Source organism: Pseudomonas sp. LBUM1645, assembly GCF_059716185.1.
This window is the reverse complement of sequence record NZ_CP166811.1, coordinates 2,052,963-2,075,925: the sequence shown is the minus strand read 5'-3', so window position 1 is coordinate 2,075,925 and position 22,963 is coordinate 2,052,963. Positions and strand designations below refer to the sequence as shown.

The 22,963-nt window shown below is 59.3% G+C and carries 24 protein-coding genes; 11 read left to right on the top strand and 13 right to left on the bottom strand.

The annotated features are described in order from the left end of the window. Window positions 1-11 precede the first annotated feature (11 nt). Window positions 12-254: a hypothetical protein gene (locus ACA079_RS09150; RefSeq protein ID WP_008148410.1), complete on the bottom strand. Its 243-nt coding sequence runs from the start codon at window positions 252-254 to the stop codon at window positions 12-14. Window positions 255-503: 249 nt separating this feature from the next. Between ACA079_RS09150 and nhaR the strand changes: the two genes are divergently transcribed. Next, window positions 504-1,403 (top strand): transcriptional activator NhaR, encoded by a 900-nt coding sequence (nhaR, locus tag ACA079_RS09145; protein ID WP_008148408.1) that lies wholly within the window; start codon window positions 504-506, stop codon window positions 1,401-1,403. A 4-nt stretch (window positions 1,404-1,407) separates the two neighbouring features. Here nhaR and ACA079_RS09140 read toward each other — a convergent pair whose 3' ends face one another. After that, window positions 1,408-2,562 carry an MFS transporter gene (locus ACA079_RS09140; protein WP_497703284.1) on the bottom strand — a complete coding sequence of 385 codons (1,155 nt, stop codon included), beginning with the start codon at window positions 2,560-2,562 and terminating at the stop codon, window positions 1,408-1,410. Window positions 2,563-2,842: 280 nt separating this feature from the next. On the opposite strand from ACA079_RS09140, the gene sstT reads away from it, so the two are divergent. After that, window positions 2,843-4,075, top strand: coding sequence for a serine/threonine transporter SstT (sstT, locus tag ACA079_RS09135; protein WP_497703283.1), 1,233 nt, complete (start codon window positions 2,843-2,845; stop codon window positions 4,073-4,075). A 163-nt stretch (window positions 4,076-4,238) separates the two neighbouring features. Here sstT and ACA079_RS09130 read toward each other — a convergent pair whose 3' ends face one another. From ACA079_RS09130 to ACA079_RS09110, 5 genes are read right to left on the bottom strand one after another with little or no spacing between them, the layout of a single operon-like run. Continuing rightward, complete coding sequence (locus ACA079_RS09130) at window positions 4,239-4,748, bottom strand: DUF1993 domain-containing protein (RefSeq protein ID WP_008148402.1); 510 nt, start codon at window positions 4,746-4,748, stop codon at window positions 4,239-4,241. 39 nt (window positions 4,749-4,787) lie between these two features. Further along, entirely contained in the window at window positions 4,788-6,308 is a 1,521-nt protein-coding gene (locus tag ACA079_RS09125) for an ArnT family glycosyltransferase (protein WP_497703282.1), read from the bottom strand. A gap of 3 nt (window positions 6,309-6,311) precedes the next feature. After that, the gene (locus ACA079_RS09120) at window positions 6,312-6,590 is read right to left on the bottom strand and encodes a lipid-A-disaccharide synthase N-terminal domain-containing protein (RefSeq protein ID WP_076028031.1); all 279 of its coding nucleotides are present in this window, start codon (window positions 6,588-6,590) and stop codon (window positions 6,312-6,314) included. After that, on the bottom strand, window positions 6,587-7,327 hold the full coding sequence (locus ACA079_RS09115) for a glycosyltransferase family 2 protein (RefSeq protein WP_497703281.1): 741 nt from the start codon (window positions 7,325-7,327) through the stop codon (window positions 6,587-6,589). The genes ACA079_RS09120 and ACA079_RS09115 overlap by 4 nt, the downstream gene beginning before the upstream one ends. Window positions 7,328-7,371: 44 nt before the next feature. Then, window positions 7,372-8,349, bottom strand: a complete 978-nt coding sequence (locus ACA079_RS09110) for an NAD-dependent epimerase (RefSeq protein ID WP_497703280.1) — start codon at window positions 8,347-8,349, stop codon at window positions 7,372-7,374. A 310-nt stretch (window positions 8,350-8,659) separates the two neighbouring features. On the opposite strand from ACA079_RS09110, the gene ACA079_RS09105 reads away from it, so the two are divergent. Next, complete coding sequence (locus tag ACA079_RS09105; RefSeq protein ID WP_497703279.1) at window positions 8,660-9,307, top strand: YceH family protein; 648 nt, start codon at window positions 8,660-8,662, stop codon at window positions 9,305-9,307. A gap of 31 nt (window positions 9,308-9,338) precedes the next feature. Here the strand turns inward: ACA079_RS09105 and ACA079_RS09100 are convergent, their stop codons facing one another. Both ACA079_RS09100 and ACA079_RS09095 read right to left on the bottom strand, forming a co-directional pair. Further along, the gene (locus ACA079_RS09100; protein WP_095128874.1) at window positions 9,339-9,857 is read right to left on the bottom strand and encodes a cupin domain-containing protein; all 519 of its coding nucleotides are present in this window, start codon (window positions 9,855-9,857) and stop codon (window positions 9,339-9,341) included. A gap of 12 nt (window positions 9,858-9,869) precedes the next feature. Continuing rightward, window positions 9,870-10,721: a shikimate 5-dehydrogenase gene (locus tag ACA079_RS09095; RefSeq protein WP_497703278.1), complete on the bottom strand. Its 852-nt coding sequence runs from the start codon at window positions 10,719-10,721 to the stop codon at window positions 9,870-9,872. Between the two features lie 245 nt (window positions 10,722-10,966). Here ACA079_RS09095 and ACA079_RS09090 point away from each other — a divergent pair, with 245 nt between their 5' ends. The 3 genes from ACA079_RS09090 to ACA079_RS09080 all read left to right on the top strand — a co-directional run bounded on the left by ACA079_RS09090 (window position 10,967) and on the right by ACA079_RS09080 (window position 12,054). Next, complete coding sequence (locus ACA079_RS09090; protein ID WP_497703277.1) at window positions 10,967-11,341, top strand: hypothetical protein; 375 nt, start codon at window positions 10,967-10,969, stop codon at window positions 11,339-11,341. A gap of 235 nt (window positions 11,342-11,576) precedes the next feature. Beyond that, window positions 11,577-11,771 (top strand): hypothetical protein, encoded by a 195-nt coding sequence (locus tag ACA079_RS09085; RefSeq protein WP_003179723.1) that lies wholly within the window; start codon window positions 11,577-11,579, stop codon window positions 11,769-11,771. Between the two features lie 100 nt (window positions 11,772-11,871). Next, on the top strand, window positions 11,872-12,054 hold the full coding sequence (locus ACA079_RS09080) for a hypothetical protein (protein WP_095128871.1): 183 nt from the start codon (window positions 11,872-11,874) through the stop codon (window positions 12,052-12,054). Here the strand turns inward: ACA079_RS09080 and ACA079_RS09075 are convergent. Continuing rightward, on the bottom strand, window positions 12,051-13,112 hold the full coding sequence (locus ACA079_RS09075; RefSeq protein WP_497703276.1) for an AI-2E family transporter: 1,062 nt from the start codon (window positions 13,110-13,112) through the stop codon (window positions 12,051-12,053). The two genes, ACA079_RS09080 and ACA079_RS09075, sit on opposite strands and share 4 nt — an antisense overlap. 163 nt (window positions 13,113-13,275) lie before the next feature. Here ACA079_RS09075 and trhP point away from each other — a divergent pair, with 163 nt between their 5' ends. Then, window positions 13,276-14,601 carry a prephenate-dependent tRNA uridine(34) hydroxylase TrhP gene (gene trhP, locus ACA079_RS09070; RefSeq protein ID WP_497703275.1) on the top strand — a complete coding sequence of 442 codons (1,326 nt, stop codon included), beginning with the start codon at window positions 13,276-13,278 and terminating at the stop codon, window positions 14,599-14,601. A gap of 182 nt (window positions 14,602-14,783) precedes the next feature. Here the strand turns inward: trhP and ACA079_RS09065 are convergent, their stop codons facing one another. Then, on the bottom strand, window positions 14,784-15,653 hold the full coding sequence (locus ACA079_RS09065) for a LysR substrate-binding domain-containing protein (RefSeq protein ID WP_497703274.1): 870 nt from the start codon (window positions 15,651-15,653) through the stop codon (window positions 14,784-14,786). 96 nt (window positions 15,654-15,749) lie between these two features. On the opposite strand from ACA079_RS09065, the gene ACA079_RS09060 reads away from it, so the two are divergent. After that, on the top strand, window positions 15,750-16,658 hold the full coding sequence (locus tag ACA079_RS09060; RefSeq protein ID WP_497703273.1) for a DMT family transporter: 909 nt from the start codon (window positions 15,750-15,752) through the stop codon (window positions 16,656-16,658). A gap of 134 nt (window positions 16,659-16,792) precedes the next feature. Here the strand turns inward: ACA079_RS09060 and ACA079_RS09055 are convergent, their stop codons facing one another. Beyond that, a complete protein-coding gene (locus ACA079_RS09055; protein WP_046054181.1) occupies window positions 16,793-17,506 on the bottom strand; it encodes a FadR/GntR family transcriptional regulator in 714 nt (237 codons plus the stop codon). A gap of 281 nt (window positions 17,507-17,787) precedes the next feature. Here ACA079_RS09055 and ACA079_RS09050 point away from each other — a divergent pair, with 281 nt between their 5' ends. After that, complete coding sequence (locus tag ACA079_RS09050) at window positions 17,788-19,134, top strand: MFS transporter (protein WP_497703272.1); 1,347 nt, start codon at window positions 17,788-17,790, stop codon at window positions 19,132-19,134. A 24-nt stretch (window positions 19,135-19,158) separates the two neighbouring features. Next, window positions 19,159-20,502, top strand: a complete 1,344-nt coding sequence (gene gudD, locus ACA079_RS09045) for a glucarate dehydratase (RefSeq protein ID WP_497703271.1) — start codon at window positions 19,159-19,161, stop codon at window positions 20,500-20,502. Window positions 20,503-20,628: 126 nt separating this feature from the next. Here gudD and ACA079_RS09040 read toward each other — a convergent pair whose 3' ends face one another. Beyond that, window positions 20,629-21,507 carry a LysR family transcriptional regulator gene (locus ACA079_RS09040; protein ID WP_497703270.1) on the bottom strand — a complete coding sequence of 293 codons (879 nt, stop codon included), beginning with the start codon at window positions 21,505-21,507 and terminating at the stop codon, window positions 20,629-20,631. A gap of 142 nt (window positions 21,508-21,649) precedes the next feature. Here ACA079_RS09040 and ampC point away from each other — a divergent pair, with 142 nt between their 5' ends. After that, on the top strand, window positions 21,650-22,810 hold the full coding sequence (gene ampC / locus ACA079_RS09035; RefSeq protein ID WP_497703269.1) for a class C beta-lactamase: 1,161 nt from the start codon (window positions 21,650-21,652) through the stop codon (window positions 22,808-22,810). Window positions 22,811-22,963: the final 153 nt, after the last annotated feature.

Sequence of the window (22,963 nt, the reverse complement as noted above, 5' to 3'; positions counted from 1 at the left end):
TTTAAGACGGTTTAGATTTCTTGGGACGAAGATTCGGTTTTGTCCGTCTCTTTGGCCGGTTGTTCTTTCTTGCTGATCAGCCCGCCAGTGGCGTCGCTGATTGCCTGCTCTGCGGCTTTGTGGGTGTCGTCGATCGCTTGTTTGGCGGTTTCGGCAGCCTTGCCCATCAGTTGCTGAGCGCTTTTCTCGGCCTGGTCACAACCGGCCAATACCAGTAAAGACGTGATCAGCAGTGCCGTGGTTTTAAGCTTCATGATGCTTTCCTCGATAGAACAATCCGGACGGAAACGATGGCCCGTTGATAGCGAGGCATTCTAGGGAGGCAAACACTTCAGGAAAATTCGTATTTTTAGCGGTTATACTTCGGTTTTTACGAATCCAGATCTGCGTACGCCGATCGCCTTGCGTAGGAGCTGCCGCAGGCTGCGATCTTTTGATCTTCGCTTTTACAAACAAGATCAAAAGATCGCAGCCTGCGGCAGCTCCTACAGGTCATAAACATCATGTTGAATTATCGACAGCTGCATTACTTTTGGGTGGTGGCCAAGACCGGCAGCATCGTGCGCGCCTGCGAGCAACTGAACCTGACGCCGCAGACCATCAGCGGGCAGATTTCCCTGCTCGAACAAACGTATGGCATCGAGCTGTTTCGCCGGGTCGGCCGGCAGCTGGAACTCACCGAAGCCGGGCGTCAGACCCTGCCCTACGCCGAGCAAATGTTTCAGCTGGGCGGCGAACTGGAGCTGATGCTGCGAGCACAGCCCAACGAACAGCAGATTCTGTTTCGGGTAGGTGTAGCCGATGTGGTGCCGAAATCCATCGTCTATCGGCTGATTGCGCCGACCATGGAATTGAGCGAGCCGCTGCGCATCACCTGTCGCGAAGACAAACTGGAACGCCTGCTCGCCGACCTGGCGATCCAGCGTCTCGACCTGGTGATCTCCGACAGCCCGATGCCCTCGCACCTGGACATCAAGGGCTACAGCCAGAAACTCGGGGAATGCGGGATCAGCTTCTTCGCCACTGCTGAACTGGCGGCGCAATACGGACAGGATTTCCCCCGCAGCCTGCACGGCGCACCGCTGCTGATTCCAGGGCCGGAGACCGTGGTGCGCAGTCGCTTGCAGCGCTGGTTTGCCGAGCAGCAGATTCAGCCGCGCATCGTCGGCGAGTTCGATGACAGCGCCTTGATGCAGGCTTTCGGCCAATCCGGCAGCGGGATCTTCATCGGCCCGAGCGTGATTGCCGATGAAGTGATACGCCAATACGGTGTGGAGTTGATTGGCCAGACCGACGCGGTGACCGAGTCGTTCTACGCCATTTCGGTGGAACGCAAGGTCAAGCACCCCGGCATTGTCGCCATTACCGAAGGTGCCCGACGCGAGCTGTTCACCGAGATGTGAGGTGTCAGGCGCAGACTTCGCGGGGCTTGAAGGTCATCAGCGCGATGGCCAAGAGGATCGAGGCGAGGATAAAAGCGGCTGCCGCGAAACCAAGACCTTGCAGGCCTACACCGTCGATGACCCTACCGCCGATCATGGCGCCCAGGCCGATCCCGAGGTTAGCCCCGGCAATGTTCAGCGATGCCGCGAACGCCGGCGCTTCGGGTGCAGCCTTCATCAATCGCACATGGCTGACCAGGAACAACGCCGCCTGAGTCACACCCCAGATCCCCATCGCCGCCGCCAGACCGAGCGGCGAATGGATGTTCGGCACCAACGCCACCAGGCCGGCGATCATGAACGCGCAGAACATCATCGAGGCGATCAACGGATGACGATCCACCGCGCGGCCGCCCAATGAGTTGCCGATCAAGCCGACCGCGCCGAAGCCCATCAGGCACCAGCCGACCACCGTGCCGTTGAAACCAGCCAGGCGCTCAAGAATGTCCGCCAGGTAGGTATAAGCGGTGAACATGCCGCTGAACACCAGGACCGACAGCAGCACATGACCCACCATCAGCGGGCTGCGCAAAATTTTGAATTGCGAACTGAAGCTCACCTGATGCTGATGCAGATTGGTTTTCGGCAGGTAGATAAACAGCAGCAACGCCTTGGCAAACGCGATCACCGCCAGAATGCCGAAGGCACTGCGCCAACCGAATGCATCGGAGATCAGTGTGCCCACCGGAATGCCGAACACGGTGGCGCAGACAATCCCGAATCCGATCTTGGCGATGGCGCGGCCGGCGTAGTCCGGGCCGACGATGTCCACCGCCGTCTCACTGGCCAGCGCCCAGAACACCGGCAAACCCAACGCCGGAATCAACCGGGCAATGGCCATCACCCCGATGTTCGGGGCAAACGCCGCGAGGGTGTTGGCCAGGCCGAACATGATCAGCACCGAGATGAACAATTTGCGGCGCTCGAACCTTGCGAAATAGGCGGTCAGGAACGGCCCGAATGCGGCGACCGTGAAGGCGAACAAGGTCACCAGCAAACCCGCCTGGGGGATGCTGACTTCAAGGTCTCGAGCGATCGCCGGCAACAGGCCGACGATGACGAATTCCGTGGTCAGCACCGTGAAACCGGCGGCAGACAACAGAAGGATGGGCAAAAGCATGCACAACTCCAGAAAACGACGACACCAGCGATAACCCGAAGGCCCACTGGCATGACTTGAAAATGAGGATGGCGAATCTTAACAGAGTGTTTCCGATCAGGGTTGCACGAACCTGCCGATCTCGTTGGCCCCGCGGGCGGCAGATCGTCACAGGTCTGAAGGATGAAGACCACGCTGTGATAAAGTCCGCGCCCCGCGATACGTACACCCTGTTCATCGGCCATTGATTGGCATTGATGTCGCGATACCCCGCACCTAATAAAATCAGAGATGCCGTTTTATGACCGCTTCATCCCCTTCGCTATGGTTACGCCTGCAACGCTTAAGCCTGGTCACACAAATCATCATCGGCCTGGTCGCCGGGATTGCCCTGGCCCTGTTCGCGCCGGAGGTGGCGAAGTCCACCGCGTTCATCGGCAAAGTCTTTGTATCGGCACTGAAAGCCGTCGCGCCGATTCTGGTGTTCGTGCTGGTCATGGCCTCGATTGCCAACCATAAGCACGGCCAGGAAACCCACATCCGGCCGATTCTGTTTCTGTATCTGCTGGGAACGTTTGCGGCGGCGGTGGTGGCCGTTGTCGCCAGTACGTTGTTCCCCTCGAGCCTGGTATTGGCGACTCACGACGTTGCGATCACAGCGCCGGGCGGTATCAGTGAAGTGCTGCAAAGTCTGCTGCTGAGCGTGGTCGACAACCCGGTCAGCGCGCTGATGAATGCCAACTTCATCGGCATTCTGGCGTGGGCGATCGGGATGGGCGTTGCCATTCGCCATGCCGGTGACACCACTCGCGAGGTGCTCGGCGACTTGTCTAACGGCGTGACCCTGATCGTGCGTTTGGTGATTCGTTTTGCGCCGCTGGGCATTTTCGGCCTGGTGGCTTCGACCCTCGCCACCTCCGGTTTCGGTGCCTTGATCGGCTACGTGCATCTGCTGGCGGTGCTGCTGGGCTGCATGTTGTTCGTGGCGCTGGTGATGAACCCGGTCATCGTGTTCTGGAAGCTGCGTCGCAACCCGTATCCGCTGGTGATCACGTGCTTGCGTGAAAGCGGTATCACCGCATTTTTCACCCGCAGCTCGGCGGCGAACATTCCGGTCAATCTGGAATTGAGCAAGCGCCTGGGCCTGCACGAAGACACCTACTCGGTCTCGATTCCGCTGGGCGCAACCATCAACATGGCGGGCGCGGCGATCACCATTACCGTGCTGACCCTGGCCGCCGTGCATACGCTGGGCATCGCCGTGGACATTCCGACCGCCATCCTGCTGAGCATCGTCGCCGCGATCTGTGCCTGTGGCGCTTCGGGCGTGGCAGGCGGCTCGTTGCTGTTGATTCCACTGGCGTGCAGCCTGTTTGGCATCCCCAGTGAAATCGCCATGCAGGTGGTGGCCGTCGGGTTCATCATCGGCGTGCTGCAGGACTCGGCGGAAACGGCGCTGAACTCCTCCACCGACGTACTGTTCACCGCGGCGGCGTGCCTGGGCGAAGACGAGAAATCCCAGCGATTGGCTTAACAAAGATCAAAAGATCGCAGCCTCGTTTCACTCGACAGCTCCTACAGGCTGTACGCATCTCAATGTAGGAGCTGTCGAGTGAAACGAGGCTGCGATCTTTTGATTCACCAAAAAAAAGCCCGCCAAGGCGCGAACCTTGGCGGGCTTTTTTACGCTGGGAGGTTTAGAACGCGCCCATGTAATCGCGCTTGCCCACTTCCACACCGTTGTGACGCAGCAGTGCGTAGGTGGTGGTGACGTGGAAGAAGAATTGCGGCAGGCCGTAGCTCAGCAGGTAAGCCTGGCCGGTGAAGCGCTTCTCTTTCGGCGTGCCCTGACGGGTGATGATTTCGATGCCTTCCTTGCCGTCGATCTGTTCCGGTTTGATCTCGCCGATGAAGGCCAGCACTTTGGCGATCAGCGCTTGCAGCTCGGCGAAGGTGGTTTCGGTGTCGTCGTACTTCGGCAGTTCAACTTCGGCCAGACGCGCGGAAACGCCCTTGGCGAAATCAACGGCGATCTGCACCTGACGGACCAGCGGGAACATGTCCGGGTACAGACGGGCTTGCAGGAAAGCATTTGGGTCAATGTTCTTGGCGGTGGCGTGGGCTTCGGCCTTGTTCAAAACGTCGCTCAGGGCGTTGAGCATTTGTTTGAAAACCGGGACGGAAGCGGCGTACAGGGAAATAGTCATGGCAGTCTCGTGTTGTGACAGGAGGGAAACGTGGGGCGATTATAGCGATGCGCGGTCCCAGGTGAAGCGATAGATATTGGCTGGCTGTCCGGGATGACAACGGCCGTTATCAGCATCGGCACCGACGATCGACCATTGCGCGCGAGAGGTTTCACCCAACTCATGGGCGGCCTGAGGATTGAAACACCGGCTCAGCAGTTCATCCGGCACCAAGGCGTACGCCTGACGATGTTCGCGCAGCCATTGAGCGGCCTGCTCGACCGTGGAGCCGATCATCCCGAAATGCACAATCGGCTGTCGGGCGAATAACCAATGGCCCTCACGCCAGTTGACCAGCACCAGGTCTGCGCCCTGGGTCATCGCCGCTGCTTGCGCCATCAGCGCCTCGTGGGGATTGGGTCCATCCTTGACCGGGTCGATGAAACCGCGAGCGAACCACAGCGTGAACCACGTGACGGCCAACACCTGGAATACCCGCCGACCGCGCGGTCGCTTGCCGAACCAGCGCTTGAGCAGCCACGGAATCAGCGGCGCTGCAACCAGCACCAGCCCCGGCAACGCCGGATAGATGTACAACTTGCGTTTGCCGCTGCTCAGGCAAAAGAACAATACGACCAGTACGACCCACCCCAGCAGCACCAGCACTCGCCCGTCGCGCTTGTGCAGCTGCCTGCGCCAGGCGGGCACGAGCCACGGCAAGGCCAGTACCAACGGCATCCAGTATTGCGGGATGACGTTGACGAAGAAGTACCAGAACGGTTCTCGGTGATCCCACGCGGCGGCATAGCGCCCCGCTGTCTGGCGCAGCAGGATTTCCCGTGCGTAGGCGATTTCGTCAGCAGCGCCATTGAATGCGATGGACACCGCCAAGGGCAGCAGCCAGATCGCGACGGCGCCAAGCACCACCAAAATGCCCAGGCACCATTTGCGCGCCTCGCCCGGCATGGCCACCACCCCAGGCCAGCCTTTGCGCACCGCGTAGGCATACGGGATCAGCATCAACGCCGGGACGAAGCCGACCCCTTTGGTGATCACGCCAATGCCCATGGCCGCGCAACCCGCGTAGAACCAACGCCAGGCGGGCCCGAGCAGCAGGTGACGGGCCAGGCCGTACATACCCAGAGAAGTGAACAGAATCAGAAAACTGTCGATCTGACCGGTCCGCAGAATGCTGTAGGTCTGATACGTGGCCAGGTACAACAGCGCTGCTGTTCGTCCGGCCCGCTGATTCCATAACCGGCGACCCAGGTCGTAGAGCATGGCCGTGACCGATGTGGCAGACAAAAGCCCCGGAATATAAAGGGCAAGGGCGGGCATCCCGGTGATCCAGGTGAAAAACGCCACCGTCCACATGAAAATCGGTGGTTTATCGCCGTAGATCTCCGCGGCTCGGTGCGGAATCAGCCAAGAACCGTTGTGCAGCATCTCCAGCGCAACGCCGAGGAATCGCTCCTCGTCGACATTCTGCGGCTGACGCAGCCCAAACCCGGCGCCGACCAATAAAAGAGCAAGCAACATCAGCCCCAGGCATTCGACGCTGGGTGACAGGGTTCGGCGCACGGTTCAGTCCTTCAAGGTTTTGCTGCGGGCAATCAATTGCAGATTGCGCAAATAGACGATGGAACCGAACGCCTGACCGGCGATGAAAACCGGGTCCTGTCGGTATATGGCGTAAGCGAACAGCAGCGCACTGCCGACGATGCTCAGGTACCAGAAGCTCACCGGAATCACGCTGCGTTTCTTGTATTCGCTGTACAGCCACTGCAGGACAAAGCGACCGGTGAAGGCGATCTGGCCACTGAAACCGACCACCAGCCACAGGGTTTCGCGGGACAGGTTCATCCTTCGATCTCCTGCGCATGGGCATGCAGACGCGTGCGCCTGATCAGCCACCAGACGCCGATCAGATCGAGAATGCCCACCAGGGCGCGGTCGAGGTTTCCGTATTTGGAAACCCCGGCCATGCGGTGCCGATGGTTGACCGGATGGGTAATCATGCGGCCGTTATGACGCTGGATCAGCGCAGGAATGAACCGGTGCATGTGGTCGAAGTACGGCAAGCGCAGAAACGCCGCCCGCTGGATCAGTTTCAGCCCGCAGCCGGTGTCTGGCGTCTGGTCCTTGAGCATCCGGCTGCGCAATCCGTTGGCAAAACGCGAGGCCCAGCGCTTGCTCGCGGTATCGCGACGGTTGACCCGGTGCCCGGCCACCAACTGAAGGTCGACGCTCCCCTGCTCTCTGCGCACTAATGCCAGCATGCCGGGGATATCCGCCGGATCGTTCTGACCGTCGCCATCGAGCGTGGCCAGCCATTGGCCCCGGGCGGCGAGCGCCGCATGGTAGAGCGAAGTGCTCTGCCCCAGCGAACGTTCATGGCGCAGGATACGCAACGTGCTCAGACCGCTGTGCCGGGTCTGCCGCAGTTCCTGCAAGGAAGCGTCAGTACTGCCATCGTCCACGACGATGATTTCATACGCCTCATCGACCAGTGCGATACGGATTTCTTCGAGCAGCGATTTGAGATTGCTCGCCTCGTTCTTTGCCGGAATCAGCACGGATACAAATATGTCTTGGCTCATAGAGGCCCCTATTACCCTGGATTTTATTATCAAGGGCCAACGTTTTATCTCTGATAAAAGTGGCGATACCACTTCACAAATTCCGCTACACCGGCTTCAACCGTCACTTGTGGACGGAAATCGACCCACTGCGCCAATGCCGACACATCCGCCCAGGTCTTGACCACATCGCCAGCCTGCAGCGGCAGGAAGTTGCGCCGGGCTTCCCTGTCCAATGCCGACTCCAGACACTCGACGAAATCCAGCAGCGCCACCGGCGTGCCGCGCCCGATGTTGAAGATCCGGTTGGCGCCATCGCCAGGTCCGTCCGATAACGGCGGTCTTGGGCGCAGGCGCGCAATGCTTTCGACGATGTCGTCGATGTAGGTGAAGTCGCGCGACATCTGGCCTTGGTTGTAGAGGTCAATTGGCCTGTCGTTAAGGATCGCTTCGGTAAATTTGAACAGCGCCATGTCGGGGCGCCCCCAAGGTCCGTAAACGGTAAAAAAACGCAGGCCGCTGGCCTTCAATCCATACAAATGGCAATAGCTGTGGGCCATCAGCTCGTTGGCACGCTTACTGGCGGCATATAACGAAATCGGATGATCGACGGCGTCTTCGACGCTGAACGGCATTTTGCTGTTGGTGCCGTACACCGAGCTGCTCGATGCATAAATCAGATGCTCGGGGCGATGCTGCCGGCAGGCTTCGAGCACATTCAGAAAACCCGTCAGGTTCGATTGCGCATACACGTCCGGGTTGTCCAGCGAGTAGCGAACGCCCGCCTGGGCAGCCAGATGGATAACCTCTGTGAAGCCGTGATCCTTGAACAATGCCATCAAGGCCGGTTTGTCGACGATATCCAGTGCCTGGAAATGAAAGCCCGACAAGGGCTTCAGCTCTTTGAGCCGTGCGTGTTTGAGTTCCACGCTGTAGTAGTCGTTGAGATTATCGATACCGACCACCTCAAGACCTTCCTGACACAAGCGCTTGACCGTGTGATACCCGATGAAACCGGCGGCGCCGGTGACCAGTACGGTCATAGCGGGCGCGCGCCGATCAGCGCATTATTGCGGGTCGATGCCCACGTCAGCTTCATGCCTTGCTCCACTGCACAATTAATAAGGCCGGTGACGTCGTCGATAGGAATTTTCGCCGTACCCGTGATGAGCCGCAGTCCTCTGCAGCCATGCATACGGTGCACGTCTGATTGTTAAGATGGCGTAACAGGTTGATTTAAGTTTTGTGACCATTGCCAAGGTGCGGCGACGAATTCAGTTGCCATTGGCACACGTCAATCTAAAGTGCATGCCAGCAGGAGAAAATCATGAACCCGGGAAGGAATGCAGAATCATGAGCACCGAGCAAGAAACGACCTCCGACGAGCCGCGACTCAACAGAACGGAAATCCGCATTCTGGGTTCGTTGATCGAAAAGCAGGCCACCAGCCCGGAAACCTATCCGCTGACCCTCAATGCGTTGGTGATTGCCTGCAACCAGAAAACCAGCCGCGAGCCGGTGATGAACCTGACCCAGGGTCAGGTCGGCCAAAGCCTGCGCGCCCTCGAAGGACGCGGCTTCACCAAACTGGTGATGGGCAGTCGTGCGGATCGCTGGGAACACAAAGTCGACAAGGCACTGGAACTGGTGCCGGCTCAGGTCATTCTTGCGGGGCTGCTGTTCCTGCGCGGTCCGCAAACGGTCAATGAACTGCTGACCCGCAGCGGCCGCATGCATGACTTCGAAGATGCCGAACAGGTGGTGCATCAACTGGAACGCTTGATCGCTCGCGGTCTGGCGCTGTTGATTCCGCGCCAGGCCGGTCAGCGTGAAGACCGCTACATGCACGCCTTGGGCGACCCGGCGGACATCGAGGTGATCCTGGCGGCACGGCAGAACCCGACCGAGCGTGGCGCGGGTGGCGGCGTATCGGTTGAGCGGATCGAAGAGCTTGAGGCGCGAATTGCGGCGCTGGAAGAGCGCCTGGCCCGCCTCGAATAACCCGGCAACCCACATTAGGTTTGCGGTGCTTCTACTCGCCGTCCCAATAATCCACGCCGTCCGCCGGCCTGGCGACAGCGACGAAGCCCGAGGCATTGCCCTCGGCGTCGACCTTGAAGTCGTCCATCACCGCGTACTTGCCGGAATCCGGGTACTCGCAAATCTCAGGTGATTGTTGGGTGCTGACCGCCAGGTAGCGCAGCTCGGCGTTGCTGGTGTTGATGATCTGGTGCGCGGTTTCAGGGCCGCCCGGCGGGCAGGCAATGACATCACCGGCGCGAACGGGAAAGCGCTCGGCGCCCAAGCGAATCTCCCCTTCCCCGGCCACGATGTAAAACATCTCTTCGTTGACCCGGTGACTGTGAAACGGGCTGCCACGCATCCCCGGTTCCAGCGCGTACAGGCGATAACCCAGCTTCTGCGCACCAAGTTGCTGGCCGATGCGCGCCTGCCGTTGCTGATAGCGGTCGGCGGTGTCTCCTGTCGGGGCAAACGCTTCGGGCAGCGGCTCAAGTTCGGCCTGATCCAGATTCAGAATGGCAGGATGCATGAGTCACCTCAGTCACGGTTTCGCTTGCTGGGCAGCAGGATAGCCAAGACCACTGCGGGCAAAATCCACGGCTTTGTGAAACTGCTCATCGGTCGGCCGCACGCCGGTGTACAGCACGAACTGCTCCAGCGCCTGGATCGCGATCACTTCCAGCCCGGTGATCACTCGCTTGCCTTCAGCACGAGCGCGCACAATCAACGGTGTTTCCGAGGGGACTGCCACTACATCGAAGACAGTCTCGGCAGCGGCGATGGTTTCAGCATCGAACGCCAGCTGATCGGCCTCGGGGCCGGACATGCCAATCGGTGTGACGTTGATCAGCATCTGCGGCCGCTCCGAGCCCAGCTCCGCTTGCCATCGATAGCCCAGCGATTCGGCCAACGCCCGTCCGGCACGCTCGTTACGGGCGACGATCAGGCCATTTTTGTAGCCACCATCGCGCAAGGCACTGGCCACCGCCTTGGCCATGCCGCCGCTGCCGCGCAGGGCAAAGGTCAACTCCTTCGGCACCTGGTGGGTGTCAAGCAACTGGGCGATCGCGATGTAATCGGTGTTGTAAGCCTTGAGATGGCCGTTAGTGTTGACGATGGTGTTGATCGATTGAATGGCCGCAGCGGAGGGATCCAGTTCATCGACCAGCGCAATGCACGCCTCCTTGAACGGCATTGACACCCCGCAACCACGAATCCCCAAGGCGCGAATGCCGCCAACGGCGCCTGGCAGATCCTGACTGCTGAAGGCCTTGTAGTAAAAATTCAGGTCCAGTTGCTCATACAGATGATTGTGAAACCTCAGGCCAAAATTCCCGGGGCGTGCGGAAAGCGACATGCACAGCTGGGTGTCTCTGTCGGGGTTCATCTGCATGAAAAATCTCCTTGAATAGCACTTTCAGATGGACGGGATTAGCCATTCCATCGGGTCTGATCGATCATAACGGTGTGTCTGCACGCGGCCTCACTGGACCGTAAAGAAGCTAATACAGACCTTACACAAAATTTACCCAACGGCTGTGCTGATTTTCAAAAAAACGCTGTCTTAGAAGTATCCCCGCGACAATCCTTGGGTCTATTGCAGACACAAGCGCCGGGGCGAAGAACCGAGGAACTATCATGATCCGTAAAATCCCCACAGTAGCCTTGCTGATCGGTGCTCTTGCTATCGCAGGGCAGGCAGAGGCTGGCGGCGGTCACGGCGGTCACGGTTGGGAAGGGCCAGCGGTATTTGGCGCGATCGTTGGCACGGCCATCGTCGGTTCGGCCCTCATCAACAGCAATCGACCGGTCTATGTACAACAGCAACCGGTTTACGCTCAGCCACAACCGGTTTACTACGCCCCGCCGCCGGTTTATTACCAGCCGGCACCGGTCTACGTGCAACAACCGGTCTATTACGGCCCGCCGCCGGTTTACTACGGCCCGCCACGTGGTTACTACGGTCCACCGCGCGGTTACTACGGCCCTCCCCACGGTTATGGCCGCTGGTAACGGAATCATCAGGCCCCGCCTCAACAGCGGGGCCTTTTTTGTGACCGTCCGTCGGCAGAGGTCTGGATAAATCTCGCCAAGGTCGCTGTCGGGACAGTCTTTACGGTGCAAGTTGGCAAGATTGACTCGCCATCCTTCCCCCGCGTTGGGGAAAACGGTCATATTTATGTCATGTCGGGTCCGCAATCTTGGATCTGTCCGTTAACAACAGGTTGATAAAAACAAGGACGACCTCATGCCCACGCAAAACCCGCACCGCATTGTCGGCTTGTGCACTTCCAGCAAGGTGTACAACGCACTGACCGAACTCAAGCACCTGGAAGGCCATCGCAGCGCCAAGTTTCTTTCGTTGCTGGCAGAAAACCTGGTGCGAAAAGGCCTGCTCAACGAGCAGGAAGTGGTTCATATGCTGGATCTGGTGGTCGACTGAAGCGAAGCCTCATTGGCATCAATGACGACTATCGAAAGCGTTGATTGTTCGTTCAAGCGTCCGGTCCGTAAGGTAGCTCCATAGATTGATGGAGGTACTTATGTCTCAGGTTCAGATCATGTCCGTTATCGGCAGCGCCGTTCCCGCACCGCTCAGAGAGCTAGGATTGCTCGCCTGTTGGTACCTTGTGCAGGACGGCGAACCGATTAGCGGGCCGCTCACCTCGCTGCCGGCCGCCCAGGCATTGTCGCAACGTATTGGCCAAGGCCAACTCAGCGCTTAAGGCAACTGCACCCGCGGCTTGGTTTCAATGAAGATTGCCCAACTCGACATAAACAGCGCAGCGATCAGCGGCCCGATGACAAAGCCATTGAGGCCGAAGATCGCCAGGCCGCCAAGTGTCGAGATCAGGATCAGATAGTCCGGCATCTTGGTGTCCTTGCCCACCAGGATCGGTCGCAGCACGTTATCCACCAGGCCGATCACAAAAACCCCGAACAACCCCAGCACCACGCCCTGCCAGATCGCCCCGGTGAACAGGAAAAACGCCGCCACCGGCGCCCAGACGATCCCCGCCCCCACCGCTGGCAACAGCGACAGAAACGCCATCAGCACCGCCCAGAGTAACGAGCTCGGAATATCCAGAAACCAGAAAATCAAACCGCCCAATGCGCCCTGCGTGATCGCCACCAGCAGGTTGCCCTTCACTGTCGCCCGTACAACACGATTGAACTTGAGTTGCAAACGGCGTTTCTGGTGCTCTTGCAGGGGCACGGCAGCGCGTACTTTTCGCGCCAGTTCTGCACCGTCGCGCAAAAAGAAGAACAACAGGTAGAGCATGATGAAAAAGCTCACCACGAAATCAAACGTACCCTGACCAAAACTGAAGGCTTTGTTGGCAATGAATTCATTGCCTGTCACCGCACTCTTGATGATTTTCTCCCGCAGGCCGTCCAGCTCGCCAACCCCGGCCCGATCGAGCAAGTGCTGGAAGTACGGCGGCAGGCTGTGTTTGAAATGCGTCACGTACCCGGCGATGTCCAGTTCGCCGCTTTCGATGCTCTTGTACAGCGCGGCCCCTTCTTGAACCAGCAAGATACTGAGGATGATCACCGGCAGGATCGCGATCACCAGACAGATGCTCAGGGTGAGCAGCGACGTCAGGTTGCGCTCCCAGCCGAACTTCAGTTGCAGTCGCCGCTGCAGGGGTGCGAAGAGGATGCCGAGGATCACCGCCCAGAACACCGCGCCGTAAAACGGCAGCAAAATCCAGATGAAAGCGGCGGTGACCAGCCCTAGCAAGATCACCAGTGATTTGTCTTGCAGTGTCTCTTCGTTCATGTCCGATCCATGTCAGTCCGCAAGGACACAATATCGCGTCCTGATGCTTAGTCCGCCACGGTTCGCGCGAGTGCCATCCGTTTGTTCATCAAGCATAGATCCAGATCAATGAACCCCGCGGGCAAGCCGCTTACTCTCGGCGGCTTTTGTGACCGACTCTGCCATGACTCTCCTGCCTCCAGAACTGCTCGCCCCCGCCGGCACCCTGAAAAACATGCGATATGCCTTCGCCTACGGCGCCGATGCGGTGTACGCCGGTCAACCGCGCTACAGCCTGCGGGTGCGCAACAACGAATTCGATCACGACAATCTGGCCCTCGGCATCCACGAGGCCCAATCTCAAGGCAAGCGCTTCTACGTGGTGGTGAACATCGCCCCGCACAACGCCAAGCTGAAAACCTTCCTTAAAGACCTGGCGCCGGTGATTGCCATGGCGCCGGATGCGCTGATCATGTCCGATCCAGGCCTGATCATGCTGGTCCGCCGGCATTATCCGCAGATGCCGATTCACCTTTCGGTACAGGCCAACACAGTGAACTGGGCCAGTGTCGAGTTCTGGCAGCAACAAGGCTTGAGCCGGATCATCCTGTCGCGGGAACTGTCCCTGGAAGAAATCGCCGAAATTCGCCAGCAAGTCCCGGCGATGGAGCTGGAGGTGTTCGTCCACGGCGCCTTGTGCATGGCCTATTCCGGTCGCTGCCTGCTGTCGGGTTACATGAACAAGCGCGACGCCAATCAGGGCAGCTGCACCAATGCCTGTCGCTGGAAGTACTCGGCGCAGCAGGCCACGGAAAACCAGCTCGGCGAAATCGTGCAGACCTTCCAGCCCGAACCGACCCTGGGCATCGGCGCCCCGACCGATCAGGTGTTCCTGTTGCAGGAAGCCAATCGGCCCGACGAATTGATGCCGGCCTTCGAAGACGAACACGGCACTTACATCATGAACGCCAAGGACCTGCGCGCGGTGCAGCACGTCGAGCGCCTGACGCAGATGGGCGTGCACTCACTGAAAATCGAGGGCAGGACCAAGTCCCACTTTTATTGCGCGCGGACCACTCAGGTTTACCGCCGGGCAATCGACGACGCGGTGGCCGGTCGCGAGTTCGACCGCAGTCTGATGACGGATCTGGAATCCCTCGCCCAGCGCGGCTACACCGAAGGTTTCCTGCGGCGGCATGTGCATGACGAATACCAGAACTACCAGCACGGCAGTTCGGTGTCGGAGCGGCAGCAGTTTGTCGGCGAGCTGACCGGCGAGCGGCGTGACCGGATGGCGGAGGTCAAGGTGAAGAATCGATTTGGTTTGGGTGACCATATGGAACTGATGACGCCCAAGGGCAACTTCCAATTCGACTTGCAGCAGCTTCAAAACGTTAAAGGCGAGCCGATCGAGGTGGCGCCGGGGGATGGGCATACGGTGTATCTGCCGATTCCGGATGCGGTGGATTTGAGGTTTGGGTTGTTGATGCGGGATGTGGGTGTGGCTTAGATCCACCCCCTCACCCTAACCCTCTCCCAGAGGTAGAGGGGACTGACCGAGTTGTTCTTGGGGCGACATCGACCTGAAAAACCGAGTCGAACTCAGGTTTGAAAGGCTTGAAGATCGGCCCCCTTTCCCCTCGCCCCCGTGGGGAGAGGGCTGGGGTGAGGGGTGTTTTTCAGCTTCACCACCTATCCCGGCAAAAACTCCTCCCGCAACATCCCCACAAACGCCTCCCGCGCCGGATGAACCCCGGCGTTTTCATGCCAGTAAAACAGGTTATCGATCGCCGTCAGCTCGGGAAATTCATACCCCACGCAACCCGCCCCTTTGGCGTACTGATCAAACACGCCTTTTGGCACCAGCGCGACACCCGCCCCGGCACTGACGCAGCCGACAATCGCCCCGTAACTGGCCAGGCTGACGATCGGCAACGCCTGCCCCTGCCGCAGCAACCAATGTTCCAGCGCCGCCCGGTAGGGACAGCCCTGAGGCCACATGAACACGGTCTTGTCCTGCAAATCCGCGATGTCACGCACCGGCCCCAGGGACGTCGAGGCAATCAGCAGAAGCTCCTCGCGGTACATCGGCGTGCGTTTGAGGTGTGCGCGCTCAACATCCACCGCGACGATCGCGCCGTCGAGCCGGTGATTGAGCGTGTCGTCGAGCAATTGGCCCCAGGTACCGGTGGTCAGTTCCAGCGCGACGGCGGGGAAACGTTTGTGGAATTTCGCCAGCAACCGCGGCAATCGACCGGTCGCCGACGACTCGATGGCGCCAATGCGCAACGGTCCGGACGGCTCGGCCGAAGGGTCCACCGCTCGCTTGGCTTCAGCCGTCAGGGCAAGAATTTTCGAGGCATAAGCCAGAAAGGTCTGCCCCGCCGGGCTGATTCGCAGCCCACGGCCCTCACGCAGAAACAGCGCGACTCCCAGCTCCGCTTCCAGGGACTTGATCCGTGCCGTGATGTTCGACGGCACGCAATGTAACAACTCGGCCGCCCGGGCGATGCTGCCGACCTCGGCGACGGTCTTGAACATGCGTATCTGTGCCAGCTCCATACATCACCCAAAGTGAATAGTTGACACACTATAAGTCAGTTGTGGAGAACAGTCAGGCTTCTGATACTGGGTGCATCCGCCTACAGGTGCCCGATCATGAAGCCACTCACGCCCTCCCCCGGTTCTCCCATCAAAATCATTCTGGCCATGGCATTTGTGGTCGGCTGCTGGGGTTACTCACCGACCGGCATTCACATCGGTTTGCAGGCTTATGATCCTGGTCATCTGGCCTTGCTGCGGTTTCTGCTGGCGTCGGCATTCATGGCGGTGGTCGCGGTGTTCCGAGGCATCAGCCTGCCGAACAGGCGTGACCTGCCGCTGCTGTTCGCGCTCGGTTTCTTTGCCGTGAGCCTGCACCATGTCGCGCTGAATTTCGGTCAGCAAAGTGTCAGCGCCGGCGCCTCCAGTGTGTTGGCACAATCGACGCCGTTGTTCAGCACGCTGCTGGCGCGCTTCGTCTTCAAGGACCGGGTAAGCGCGTGGCGCTGGGGCTGCGTTCTTCTGGGGTTGATCGGTGTGGTGATTGTGGTGGCCGGGGATCACGGACTGGGAGGCATCGACGCCCATGGTTTGTTGATCCTGCTAGCGGCGGTCTCTTGGAGTTTCTACTTTGCCTTGCAGAAGCATCACTCGCGGCGCTACGACGGGCTGACGCTGGTGTGTTACACGGTTTGGTTCGGGACGCTGCTGCTGTTGGTTTATCTCCCGGGGCTGGTGAACCAGGTCATCACCGCGCCGGTTGAAGTGCAGCTGGCGGTCATCGGGCTGGGCATTTTTCCAAGTGCCCTTGCGTATCTCGCCTGGGCCTATGTGCTGACTCATGTGGATTTGAGCCGCGCGACGATGACGCTGTATCTGATCCCACCGACCGCCATGGCGATTGCCTCTTTTGCGCTGGGCGAGCAGCCGACGTTGATGATCGTTGCGGGAGCACTGGTGGTGCTGGTCAGCGTGTTGGCATTGAACCTGGAACGCAGGCCGGTGGTTCAGGTGGCTAGCGTCTGATGATTGATCTGTGTTGAGGCGCAGAACCTGTGGGACCGAGCTTGCTCGCGATAGCGAACTGGCAGACAACGTATGTGTTGAATGTAAGACCGTCATCGCGAGCAAGCTCGCTCCCACACGGATCCCGGCGGTGGTCAGCGATCGGCCGAAAACCGGTCGCGGCTGTTGGTCAGGTGCAGCCACATGGCCGCACGCGCCGCGTCCGGATCTTGCCGTTTGATCGCATTGAGAATCGCCTCGTGCTCAAGGTTGGCCAGTTGCCCGAGCTTGCTCAAGTCCACTGCGCCGCGCTCGGCGGCATTGACGCGGGTGCGCGGGATCATGGCGCTGCCCAGGTGCTGCATGATTTCGGTGAAGCACACGTTGCCGGTGGCTTCGGCGATCAGCAGGTGGAAGCGCTTGTCGGCTTCGACGCAGCTGTCGTTGTTGGCCAGCAGGCTTTGATAGTCGTCCAGCGCTTCGCGCATCTGCGCCAATTGATGCTCGGTGCGACGGGTTGCCGCCAGTGCGGCGGCCTGGGTTTCCAGGCCCATGCGCAACTCCAGAATGCTGCGCACCCCCAGCGCGGTATCGACGTTCAACCGCAGGCCCTGCTCCGGCGCTCGCTCAATAACAAAAGTGCCAATACCGTGCCGGGTTTCCACGAGACCTGACGCCTGCAACTTCGAGATCGCCTCGCGCACCACCGTGCGACTGACCCCGTGCTCCTGAACAATCGTGTTCTCGGACGGCAGCTTGTCCCCGGGCAGCATCTGGCCGAGCAAGATGCTCTGGGTCAGCTTGGCGACCAGGTCATGGGCCAGGTTGTGGGTGCGCTTGCGGGCAGGCGCGTCGAGGTCTTCTTGCATGGCGATCATCCGGAAGCAGGGCTACCGGAATCGTAGCACTGCGCTCGATGGGAATCTCAGGAAAACGCTGAGCAACTTGTATGACAACACTCAACAAACAGGGTATTCGTGACCATCAGAAAGATCCTGCATCACCAAAAAAGAATAACAAACGCCCCACAAAGCGCCATTTTGTTGGGCAACCACTATTGCAGGATGAAAAAACCTAGTTGTATGATGTCTATCAACATAGCAACACCCAGTCACACCCCGCATAAAAATAATCAGTGGGAGATAACGCAGTGAATACATCCATATCCGGGATGAACGATGGCGCCGATTCGGTCCTGAAATCCGCCATCTCGAAAGTGAAACGCCATGTTCTGCCGCTGTTCGTGATCATGTTCATCGTCAACTACATCGACCGCGTGAACATCGGCTTCGTCCGCGCCCACATGGAACACGACCTGGGCATCGGCGCTGCCGCCTACGGCCTCGGCGCCGGTTTGTTCTTCATCGGTTACGCGCTGTTTGAAGTCCCCTCCAACATCCTCCTGCAAAAAGTCGGCGCGCGAATCTGGCTGACCCGCATCATGCTGACCTGGGGCCTGGTCGCTGCTTGCATGGCGTTCATCCAGAACGAAACCCACTTCTACATCCTGCGATTCCTGCTGGGCGTGGCCGAAGCCGGGTTCTTTCCCGGAGTGATTTATTACTTCACTCGTTGGTTGCCTGGCGTTGAACGCGGCAAGGCGATTGCCATCTTCCTCAGCGGTTCGGCGATTGCTTCGCTGATCTCCGGCCCGCTGTCCGGGTTACTGCTGCAAATCAGCGGTTTCGGCCTGCACGGCTGGCAGTGGATGTACTTCATTGAAGGGATGTTCTCGGTCGGGTTGTGCGTGTTCGTCTGGTTCTGGCTGGACTCCAAACCCCACGACGCCAAATGGCTGAGCCGCGAAGAGCAAGACGCGCTGGTCAAGGCCATCGACGACGAACAACTGGCCCGCGAAGCCGCGACGCCGATCAAACCGTCGTTGGGCAAGCTGCTCAAGGATCGCCAGATCATCCTGTTCTGCCTGATCTACTTCTTCATCCAATTGACCATCTATGCCGCGACCTTCTGGCTACCGAGCATCATTAAAAAGATGGGCGACCTGAGCGACATTCAAGTCGGGCTGTTCAACTCGATCCCCTGGTTGCTGTCGATCGTCGGCATGTACGCCTTCGCTTCGCTGTCGGCCAAATGGAAGCATCAACAAGCGTGGGTCGCCGCGGCCCTGCTGATCGCAGCAGCCGGGATGTTCATGTCCACCACCGGAGGGCCGATCTTCGCTTTCGTTGCGATCTGCTTTGCTGCGTTGGGTTTCAAATCGGCGTCGTCGCTGTTCTGGCCGATTCCACAGGCCTATCTGGATGCACGGATCGCGGCGGGTGTGATCGCGCTGATCAACTCGGTGGGCAACCTCGGCGGCTTCGTCGCGCCGACTACGTTCGGCCTGCTGGAAGAACGCACCGGTTCGATTCAGGGCGGGCTGTACGGCCTGGCCGCGACCTCGATCATTGCCGCAATCATCGTCTTCGCCGCACGTAACAAACCGAAAACCGCACCTGCCGTTGCACTGGCCAAACCAGCGTCCAACCACGCCTGAACATCTGTTTTGAAGGACATAACAATGAACACACAAGAAACCGCCAAAGCCCCGATCATCACCAGCATGCAGGTTGTTCCCGTGGCAGGCCACGACGGCATGTTGCTCAACCTGAGCGGCGCCCACGGGCCGTTTTTCACCCGCAACATCGTGATCCTCAAGGACAACGCCGGTCACACCGGCGTCGGTGAAGTACCGGGCGGCGAGCGCATTCGCCAGACCCTCGAAGATGCGCGCAGCCTGGTGGTTGGCAGCCCGATCGGCACGTATCAGAAGATCCTCAATCAAGTGCGCCAGACCTTCGCCGATCGCGATGCCGGCGGCCGCGGGTTACAGACGTTCGACTTGCGCATCACCATCCATGCCGTCACCGGCCTGGAAGCCGCCCTCCTCGACTTGCTCGGCCAGCACCTCGACGTGCCGGTCGCCGCCCTGCTCGGCGAAGGCCAGCAGCGCGATGAAGTGAAGATGCTGGGCTATCTGTTTTATGTCGGTGATCGCAACGAAACCGACCTGGCCTACCGCAGCGAACCGGACGCCGACAACGACTGGTTCCGCGTGCGTCACGAAAAAGCCATGACCGCCGATGCCGTGGTGCGTCTGGCCGAAGCCGCCCACGCCCGCTACGGTTTCAAGGATTTCAAACTCAAGGGCGGCGTGCTCAGTGGCGATCAAGAAATCGAAGCCGTCACCGCCCTGGCCGAACGCTTCCCCGACGCGCGCATCACCCTCGATCCGAATGGCGCGTGGTCACTGAAAGAAGCTATTCGCCTGTGCCGGGATCAGCATCATGTGCTGGCTTACGCCGAAGACCCATGCGGCGCGGAAAACGGTTATTCGGGCCGAGAAGTCATGGCTGAATTCCGTCGCGCCACGGGTCTGAAAACCGCCACCAACATGATCGCCACCGACTGGCGGGAAATGGGCCACGCGATCCAGTTGCAATCAGTGGACATTCCGCTGGCCGACCCGCACTTCTGGACGATGCAGGGCTCGGTCCGCGTGGCGCAGATGTGCCATGAGTGGGGCCTGACCTGGGGTTCGCATTCCAACAACCACTTCGATATTTCCCTGGCGATGTTCACCCACGTCGCGGCCGCCGCGCCGGGTGAAATCACTGCCATCGACACCCACTGGATCTGGCAGGACGGCCAGCGCCTGACCAAAGCGCCGCTGCAAATCGTCGGCGGCTGTGTGCAGGTGCCGAAAAAATCAGGGCTGGGCGTCGAACTGGACATGGATCAGTTGGCCAAGGCCCATGAACTGTACAAAGGCATGGGACTGGGCGCGCGGGATGACAGCGTGGCGATGCAGTTTCTGATTCCGGGATGGAAATTCGATAACAAGCGGCCGTGTCTGGTGCGCTAACCATCTGAAAAACACCGCAGTACCTGTGGGAGCGAGCTTGCTCGCGATGGCGGTCTGTCGGATACATTGATGCTGAAGGTGCCGCCGTCATCGCGAGCAAGCTCGCTCCCACAGGAATGGCATTCGCTAAACCATCTGTGCCGCTTGCTGCAGCCAATCCTTGAACGCCGCCATCGCCGACGTTTCAGGGCGCGACTGCAAGCGGGTCAGCCAGTAACTGCCGGTGGTGATCCCGATAGCGAACGGTTGCTCGATTGCACCCGCCGCCAGTTGTCGGGCGAACATCAGCGGCGGCGCCAATGCAACGCCCGCCCCTTGCAGCGCCGCTTCCATCATTGCCAGCGACGAGTCGAAGACGATACTTCGGGGCGACGCTGCGTGGGTCGAGAGGCCGGTAGCCTGAAACCATTCGGGCCACTCGTCAGCGCGATAAGAACGCAACAGCGTTTGCTGCAACAGGTCTATCGGTGTTTTCAGTTCTCGGGCAATCTCGGGAACGCACAATACCGATAACGGCGCCTCAATCAACCTGACTGCTTCAATCCCGTGCCAGGCTCCCGCACCAAACCGAATCGCGTAATCCAACCCTTCAGCTGCCACATCCACGCGATTGTTGTTGGTCGACAGGCGCAAATCTATGAACGGATGTTTCGCCTGAAAGTCCGTCAACCGTGGCAACAACCAGCCTACCGCGAACGTCCCCACCGCCCCGACCGTCAATACCTCGCGAAAATGTCCGCCTTCGAATCGCTCAAGGGTTTGCGCGATACGGTCGAAAGATTCGCGCAGCACCGGCAGCAGTGTTTCGCCCTCGCTGGTCAGCATAAGCCCGCGGGGCAAGCGCTTGAACAGGGTCACGCCAAGTTGAGACTCTAGGCTCTTGACCTGATGGCTCACCGCCGCCTGAGTGACACACAACTCAACGGCGGCCCGGGTGAAACTCAAATGCCGGGCGGAGGCCTCGAAGGCGCGCAATGCATTGAGCGGTAATTGAGGCCGGATCATGCCCACTCCAAAATTTTTCTAATGGCTCGTCCGAAATATCATCGGTTGTCGAACCTCGGCAGACTGCATAGATTTGGCTCGCCCATCAGCAACCCGAATTGAAAAGCCGCTCGGAGTGTAGCGGTTAACACCCTTGAAACTCATGGAAAGTGAATCAATCATGCATAACAAACTCGCGTCTTACAGCGCTTTCGCACTTTTCCTCAGCGCCGGTCATTGCGTTGCTGATGACCGCATTGAAGCCATCGTGAAGGCCGCCATCGAACCGGTGATGCAGCAACAGCAGATCCCCGGTGTCGCGGTTGCGATTACCGTCAACGGCCAACCTCATTACTTTAACTACGGCGTGGCCTCGAAGGAAAATGGCAAAGCCGTCACCGAAAACACCCTGTTCGAAATCGGCTCGGTGAGCAAAACCTTCACCGCCACCCTCGCCGCCTACGCTCAGGCCACCGGCAAACTGTCCCTGTCGGACAAGGCCAGCAGCGTGCTGCCGGAGCTGCGTGGCAGCGCGTTCGATAACATCAGCGTGCTGCAACTGGGCACCTACAGCGCCGGCGGCCTGCCGCTGCAATTCCCCGACGAGGCCGATGCACCGGACAAGATGCTCGGCTATTTCCAGCAGTGGAAACCGACCTATGCCGCCGGCACCCATCGGCAGTATTCGAACCCCAGCCTGGGGTTGTTCGGTTACCTCGCCGCCCAAAGCATGGGCGCGCCGTTTGATGACGTGATGGAAAAAACCCTGCTGCCGAAACTCGGGCTGAAACACACCTACCTCAAGGTGCCGCAAGCTCAGATGGGGCTTTACGCTCAGGGTTACAACAAGGAAGACAAGCCTGTGCGGGTTGGGCCGGGGGCACTGGATTCGGAGGCTTATGGGGTGAAAACCAGCGCGGCGGACATGATTCGCTATGTTGAGGCGAACATGAAGCCAGCCAGCCTCGAAGACCCGATGCAACAGGCAATCGCCGCGACGCATACCGGTTACTACAAGGTGGGCGAGATGACTCAGGGGTTGGGTTGGGAGTTCTACAACTACCCGGTCACCCTCGATACATTGCTGGCGGGTAACTCGACGCAGATGACGATGGAGGCTCACGAAGTCCAGTGGCTGACCCCGCCTCAACCTCAACCAAAAAACGTGCTGTTCAATAAAACCGGTTCAACGGGCGGCTTCGGTGCTTACGTGGCGTACGTGCCGTCGAAAGACATCGGCATTGTGATCCTGGCCAACAAAAACTACCCGAACCCTGAGCGGATCAAGATTGCTCATACGATATTGAGCGCACTGGCCAAGTAATCTGGTACCTGTGGGAGCGAGCTTGCTCGCGATGGCGGCCTGGCAGTCACATTGATGTTGAATGTGCAGATGCCATCGCGAGCAAGCTCGCTCCCACAGGGTTTAGCAGTGACAAACAAAATGGGCGACCCCTTTGAGGTCGCCCATTGTCGT